The following is a 5,648-nucleotide window of genomic DNA, read 5'->3' as shown; positions in this document are numbered from 1 at the left end:
GTTGAAGAACCCCGCCCACTGCTTCGACGAGCTCAGCATGAGCGGATACCCGCCCCGATTCCAAACGACTTCTTCCGCTCACCCTGAGAGACCCGACCGGCGGGGCGCCGGCTTGACGTGTCCATGAACGTCCCACTGTTTGTCGTCATTCCCGCAATCTTCAGGCGGGAATCCATTCCGCATGCGATGGGAAGTCCGCCAAGAGACTGCGGGCATGACGGATTGGGGCGCGGTTCATGGGCAGCTTGGCGAAGGGTTCCTCCGGCCTTTTCAACGGGCTGGGCATAGCTCAACGAGGCAGGTTGCCGGCCGGGGTGCTCCTGACCGTACATTCCCAAACATCTGGCAGACGAGATCCACCTCAAGCGATCAGCTGTCTGCTCAACGTGTTTTTCCCCGAGCCCGAGACCGTGCGGCTCGGCGCGCGCGGCTCGACCACCAGTTCCAAGCCGAGTGCCGTCGCGATGGCCTCGCTTCTTCAGATCAGCCGGTCTGGCTGAGTTTGACGCTCTTCTCCGTGATGCAGGCGAGCAATCCATCCCAAGACTTGACGAACGCAGCCGTGCCCTCGCGCTGCAGCTGGATCGCGAGCGCGTCCAGATCGATGCCTCTGCGTGCGAACCTGTCGAGCACGGCCTCCGCGTCGCCGCCGTCGTGCCGCAGCATGCCGCTGATGTCGCCGTGGTCGGCGACCGCCAGCAGCGTCTTCTCCGGCATCGTGTTGATCGAATGCGGGGCGGCGAGCGACTGCACATAGAGCACATCCGACGCCTGCGGATCCTTGGTGCCGGTGCTGGCCCAGAGTAGCCGCTGCGAGCGCGCCCCCCGGTTCAGCACCCGAAGCCAGCGATCGGAGGCGAGCAGGGCGCGGTACGTTTTGTACGTGCGCTTGGCGATGGCGATGCCGAGCTGACCGCGCAGCTCGGACGGCACCTTGTCCGCCACCGCAGTATCCCAGCGACTGACGAACAGCGATGCCACCGAGGGCACGTGGGCGTTGAGCCCGGCGGTTACGCGACGTTCGATGCCCCGGATGTAGGCCTCGGCGGCGGCGAGGTATTGCTCACGCGAAAACAGCAGTGTGATGTTGATGGGCACCCCCGCGAAGATCGCTTCTTCGATTGCCGGAATGCCCTCCGGCGTGCCGGGAATCTTGATGAAGAGGTTCGGGCGGCCGGCCCGCGCGTAGAGGTCCTTAGCTGCTACCAGCGTGCTCTCGCTGTCGTAGGCGAGCGCGGGTGACACCTCGAGCGACACCCAGCCGTCGACACGGTTGGTCGCGTCGTGAAGCGGACGGAAGAGGTCGGCGGCGCGGGTCAGGTCTTCGAGTGCGAGATCGAAGAAGAGCGCTTCGCCGGCCTCGCCGGCCGCCGTCTTCTCGCAAATGGCGGCGTCGTACTCCTGACTGCTCCCGATCGCGTGGTCGAAAATGGTCGGGTTGGAGGTCAGCCCCGTGACCGAGAGTTCCTTGATGTAGCGCGCCAGGGTGCCACTGGTCAGCAGCGCGCGCGTGATGTTGTCGAGCCACAGGCTCTGGCCAGCGTCGTGGAGTAGCTGTGTTGCTTTCATGGTGTCCCCTCCCCCCGCGCGCCGCCGAGGAGCGCGGGTAAATCGTATTCGAGCAACGCGCCGATGCGTTCGATCGTGACGTCCGCTGCCGGGTAGCTCGCCACTTCGGCGGCGCGTGCGTAGTGACCCTGCCGCAAGAAGACCGTCGTGAGACGCGCGCCCCAGACTTTCTTGATTGCCGTCAAGATGCGGATCTTGTCGTCGACCAGCACGTAATGCTCGGCTGGAAAGCGCCGCTCGACGTCGCCGAGCTGTTGCTCCTTGTGTATGTAGATGAGCACGCGCCCGTCAACCGCGTCGAACAGCCCGGAGCGCTCGACCTTGCGCGGCTGGAACACGACGTCGCCGTCGGAGAGGATGACGGTCGGTCCCCACTTGGCGACGTGCTCGAGTGCGTCGAGCGAACCGGGGAAGAGCCGATTCGCGAACGGGTAGTTCACCAGAAACGAAGACACCGCCAGCAGGTGAGGGTCGCGCGGGTGCGCGACGCGGTAACGCTGCAACGCCCCCAAGTAATCTGCGTACCCGAGCTCGGCGCGGAGCTTCTCGAAGATCTCGAAATATTGCTCGGCCCGTCCGGCACCGACCTCGCGCACGAGGTGGCGCTCGAGGTCGACGATGATCCGATCATTGTCCAGCAGGGTATTGTCGACATCGAAGAGGAACACGACCCGGTTGCGGTCGTTGGCCGTCTCGGTCATTGCCGGCTCCCGTGCGGATCGGCCGCGGCATGCACGAGGACATCCGCACTGGGGAACACTTCGAGCCTGCGGGCGCCCCCACTCGCGGCAGTGTTCGTGTCCGCTGTCACTTTCGCTTCCTGGTGTGCTGGGGCGTGGCGTCCCAGAGCCGGAAGCCGCCGACGAACGCATTGGCGTTGTCCCCGAGGCGTGCCCCAGCCGGCGGCGTCTTCAACAGCTTGGCGTTGCCGCCGCCGAGCACGAGATCTTCGGCTTCCAGCGCCGCCTTCAGGCGCCTCGCCACATCCGCGACGTGACGGCGCCACTTCTTCTTGCCGAGGCGTTTGAGTCCGCGCAGGCCGACGTAATCCTCGTACGTGCGCCCCTTCTCGTAGGGCAGGTGCGCGAGTTCCATCGGTTCGAGTCTGCCATCGACGATGAGCGCGCTCCCAAGTCCGGCGCCGAGGCCGAGGAACAACATGCGCCCGCCGCGGTAGCTCCCCAACGCCTGCATGGCGGCGTCGTTCACGATCTTCACCGGGCAACCGAAAGCCCGCCGGAAATCGAAGCCGACCCAGCCGCCAGCGAGGTTGTGCGGCTCGGACACCGGGCGCCCGTGCAGCACCGGGCCGGGGTAGCCGATCGACACCGCATCGTACCGCCAATCCGCGGTGAGCCGCTTGACGGCCCTCACCATGCTTCGCGCCGTCATGGTCGGGCCAGACGGAACCTCGCGGTGGGCCTTCTGTCCGGTGGCCAGCACCTTGACGTGCGTGCCTCCAACATCGATGACAAGGATGTTCATCGTCGTCTCCACCGTCATCCTCAGGACGGCGGGCAGTGCCAGCCGCCGACCTCCTCCGTCAGCCGGGCGGCGTCGGGCGGCCCCCACGAGTCCGGCGCATACTCGTGCACCGGCGTCGCGTTCCCGAGGATCGGCTCGACGATCGCCCACGCCGCCTCCACGCCATCTTGGCGCGCGAACAGCGTGCCGTCGCCCGCCATCGCATCGCCCAGCAGACGCTCGTAGGCGTCCATCTCGACGCCGTCCGGCTGGTGCACGACCTTGAGCTCGGTCGGCTCCGAGACCATCTGTTCGCCCGGTTTTTTGATGCGCGCGCCAACCGCGATGATCACGTCCGGACCGAGCCGGAAGCGGAAGTAGTTGGTCTCCTCCACGCCGATCTTCCGCAGTGGCGGTCGCTTGAGCGTCACCAGCACCTCGGTGGTGGTCATCGGGAGGCACTTGCCGGCGCGGATGTAGAACGGCACGCCGTCCCAACGCCACGAGTCGATGTGGAGTCGGACGGCGGCGAAGGTCTCGACGGTCGAGTCCGGCGCGACGCCGTCTTCCTGCCGATAGCCGCGAAACTGCCCGCGCACGAGATCCTCCGGGCTCAACGGGCGGATGGCTCGGAACACCTTGACCTGCTCGTCGCGAATGGCCTCGTGGTAGGTTCCGATCGGCGGCTCCATGGCGAGGAAGCCCACCACTTCGAGCATGTGATTCTGGATGACGTCGCGAATCGCGCCCGCTTCCTCATAGAAGCGGCCGCGGCCCTGAACCCCGAAGCTCTCGGCCATCGTGATCTGCACGCTTTCGACGTAATGCCGGTTCCAGATCGGCTCGAGAAAGGTATTGGCGAAGCGGAAGATCAACAGGTTCTGCACCGGTTCTTTGCCGAGATAGTGATCGATGCGGAAGATCGCGGACTCGTCGAAAATCGTGTGGAGCGTTCTGTTCAGCGCTTGCGCCGACGCCAGGTCGCGGCCGAACGGCTTCTCGAGGATGACGCGGGCGTCATGCGCGCAACCGGACCGTCCGAGTCCTTCGACCACGCTGGCGAACATACTGGGCGGGATGGCGAGGTAGTACGCCGGCCGCTGCGCACCGGCGAGCGCCTGACAGAGGGCGGTGTAGGTAGCCGGATCCTCATAATCGCCGCCGACGAGGCGGAGCTGTGTCGAGAGCTGCGCGAAGGCCGCTTCGTCGACGCCACCGCCGTGCTCGGCGACGCTGTCGCGGGCGTGCGCCCGCAGCCGTTCGATCGTCCAACCTGCGCGCGCCACGCCGATGACGGGGAAGTCGAGGTGGCCGCGCCGCGCCATCGCGTGGAAGGCCGGGAAGATCTTCTTGTACGCCAGATCGCCGGTGGCCCCGAAGAAGGCCAAGGCGTCGGACCGCGGCAGGCTCATTTGTCGGCAGCTTTCTCGACGTGCCCGCCAAACTCGAATCGCATGGCGGAGAGCAGTCGGTCTTGGAACTCGGCTTCGCCGCGCGAGCTGAAGCGTTCGAAGAGCGCCGCGGCGAGGACGTTCGCGGGCACGGCCTCGTCGATGGCCGCGTCGAGCGTCCACCGTCCTTCGCCCGAATCCGATACGCGACCGCTGAAACGATCGAGGTGCGGATCGCTCGCCAGGGCGGCGGCAGTGAGGTCGAGCAGCCACGAGGCAATCACGCTGCCGCGCCGCCACACCTCGGCGATGTCGGCCAGGTTGAAGTCGTACTGGTAGTACTCCGGATGGCGCAGTGGTGTGGTCTCCGCGTCGGCCGCTTGCGTGCGCTTCCCAACGTTGGCGTGTCGCAGGATGTTGAGGCCCTCGGCGTACGCGGCCATCAAGCCGTACTCGATGCCGTTGTGAACCATTTTGACGAAGTGACCGGCGCCGTTCGGACCGCAGTGGAGGTACCCTTGTTCCGCGGTGCCGGCGAGCTTCTCACGGCCGGCGGTGCGCTCCAGCGAGCCGGCGCCGGGGGCAAGCGTCGCGAACAGCGGATCGAGACGGCGTACGATGTCTGGTTCGCCGCCGATCATGAGGCAGTATCCGCGCGCCAGCCCCCACACGCCGCCACTCGTGCCGCAGTCGACATAGTGCAGGCCCCGTGCCGCCAGCCGCTTGGCGCGATCGATGTCGTCGCGGTAGTAGGAGTTGCCGCCGTCGATGACGGTATCGCCGGCCGCAAGACGGGGCAGCAGGCTGTCGAGCATGGAGTCGACGACCGCCGCCGGTACCATCAACCACACGACGCGCGGTGGGGTGAGGCGCGCGATGAAGTCCTCGATCGACGTGGTACCCGACGCGCCCTCGTTGGCCAACGCCCGCACGGCATCAGCCGAGACATCGTGCACCAGGCACTCGTGGCCGCCTCGCATGAGGCGCCGCACCATATTGGCTCCCATGCGTCCGAGACCGATCATGCCGACTTGCATGCCTTCCTCCTGTCAATGATGGCCGCTACTCCTCGCCGCGCGGACTGGCGCGGCGGGACGCGTACCGTCCACTGAGAGAATAGACGGCGCAATGGGCGACCGCAATTCGCCATCGTCCGATGATCTCGCGCGCCTGGCGGGCCGTCCACTCGGTGGCAAACCCAGCCGCGGCGTGCATCGCGAGAAC

Annotated in this window: 5 protein-coding genes; all 5 read right to left on the bottom strand. The window is 66.4% G+C overall.

Going from position 1 to position 5,648, the window contains the following annotated elements; all coding sequences use genetic code 11:
- Window positions 1-483: 483 nt before the first annotated feature.
- A complete protein-coding gene (gene tal / locus VF515_04225; protein HEX7406842.1) occupies window positions 484-1,569 on the bottom strand; it encodes a transaldolase in 1,086 nt (361 codons plus the stop codon).
- Complete coding sequence (locus tag VF515_04220; GenBank protein ID HEX7406841.1) at window positions 1,566-2,270, bottom strand: HAD family hydrolase; 705 nt, start codon at window positions 2,268-2,270, stop codon at window positions 1,566-1,568. Before VF515_04220 ends, tal begins: the two co-directional genes overlap by 4 nt.
- A 106-nt stretch (window positions 2,271-2,376) precedes the next feature.
- Window positions 2,377-3,054, bottom strand: coding sequence for an ROK family protein (locus VF515_04215; protein HEX7406840.1), 678 nt, complete (start codon window positions 3,052-3,054; stop codon window positions 2,377-2,379).
- A 20-nt stretch (window positions 3,055-3,074) separates the two neighbouring features.
- Window positions 3,075-4,445, bottom strand: a complete 1,371-nt coding sequence (gene zwf, locus VF515_04210; protein HEX7406839.1) for a glucose-6-phosphate dehydrogenase — start codon at window positions 4,443-4,445, stop codon at window positions 3,075-3,077.
- Window positions 4,442-5,461 carry a decarboxylating 6-phosphogluconate dehydrogenase gene (gene gnd, locus VF515_04205; GenBank protein HEX7406838.1) on the bottom strand — a complete coding sequence of 340 codons (1,020 nt, stop codon included), beginning with the start codon at window positions 5,459-5,461 and terminating at the stop codon, window positions 4,442-4,444. The genes zwf and gnd overlap by 4 nt, the downstream gene beginning before the upstream one ends.
- Window positions 5,462-5,648 lie beyond the last annotated feature (187 nt).

This window comes from Candidatus Binatia bacterium (assembly GCA_036382395.1).
In the GTDB taxonomy this organism is placed as follows: Bacteria; Desulfobacterota; Binatia; order HRBIN30; family HRBIN30; genus JAGDMS01.
Note: the sequence above shows the minus strand (reverse complement) of the source record. Positions and strands in the feature narration are given on the sequence as shown.